A 1,162-nucleotide genomic window follows, 5' to 3' on the forward strand; every position below is an offset into this window, starting at 1 on the left:
ACATTCCAGCCAATATTTCAACGCAGCGGCATACTCGCCCAACCGCTCGGGGCTTTGGGCGGACAGCACAAAGTGCAGCGCACGATGATCTTCCGGCGCCGCTTTCAGCTGTGAGGATTCCCGCATTTCCGCATATTCTTCCAGCACGATATGGGCATTGGTCCCACTGAACCCGAATGCGCTGACCGCAGCCCGTCGGCTTCGGCCGACTTCGCTCCTCCACGGTTGTAGCTGAGTGTTTATGTAAAACGGGCTGTCTTGCAAATCGATATGCTCGTTCAAAGACTCGAAATGCAAAGTCGGCGGCAGCATCTGGTGCTTCAGGGCAAGCAGCGTTTTGATCACGCCGGCCATACCCGACGCTGCCAGTAAATGACCGATATTGCTTTTTACCGAGCCCAGTGCACAATAATTCTTCCCGGTTGTAAAGGAGTGGAAGGCTGCCGTCAACGCTTCGACCTCGATGGGGTCGCCGAGCCGGGTACCCGTTCCATGAGCTTCCACCAAAGAAATTGTCGCCGGATCAATCTGAAACCGCCGATACACCTCCTGCTCCAGCACGGTTTGCGAATTGACGCTAGGAGCGGTGATTCCGTTGGTTTTGCCGTCCTGATTGACGCCCCAGCCCCGAATGACGCCATAGATATGATCACCGTCCCTTTCGGCATCCTGCAAGCGTTTAAGCAGAATCACTCCAACACCTTCCCCGGGTACAAATCCGTCGGCACGGTTATCGAAGGTATAGCAGCGCCCGCTTGGCGAGAGCATACCAGCATTCCCCGTCATATGCTGCATGGCGGGCGTGGCCGCCACATACACGCCACCTGCAAGAGCCAGATCGCTAGTCCCCAGACTAAGACTTTCGCATGCTTCCGCGATCGCCACCAACGAGGAGGAGCAGGCTGTTTCAATGGCAAGACACGGACCCTTCAGATTCAAATGATACGAAATGCGTGCGCTCAAAATGGAGAGTGCTCGCCCCATCAGCCCTTGCGCATTCCAGCCACCGCTTCCCACCAGTTCCGCGTAATCACTCGCCGCGCAACCGGCGAATACGCCGCAGCGAGTTCCAGAAAGGGAAGAAGGGCGAAGGCCGGCATCCTCGATGCAGTGCCATGCCTGCTCCAGAAACAGCCGCTGTTGTGGATCCATGGCCTCGGCT

1 protein-coding gene is annotated in these 1,162 nt (G+C 57.0%); it reads right to left on the reverse strand.

Features of this window, described 5'->3' with window-relative positions:
- Window positions 1-1,152 (reverse strand): beta-ketoacyl synthase N-terminal-like domain-containing protein (locus L696_RS28885; protein WP_245233418.1); only part of this gene is annotated, 1,152 nt, incomplete at its 3' end.
- Window positions 1,153-1,162 lie beyond the last annotated feature (10 nt).

This window comes from Paenibacillus maysiensis (assembly GCF_000520815.1).
Lineage (GTDB): Bacteria > Bacillota > Bacilli > Paenibacillales > Paenibacillaceae > Paenibacillus > Paenibacillus maysiensis.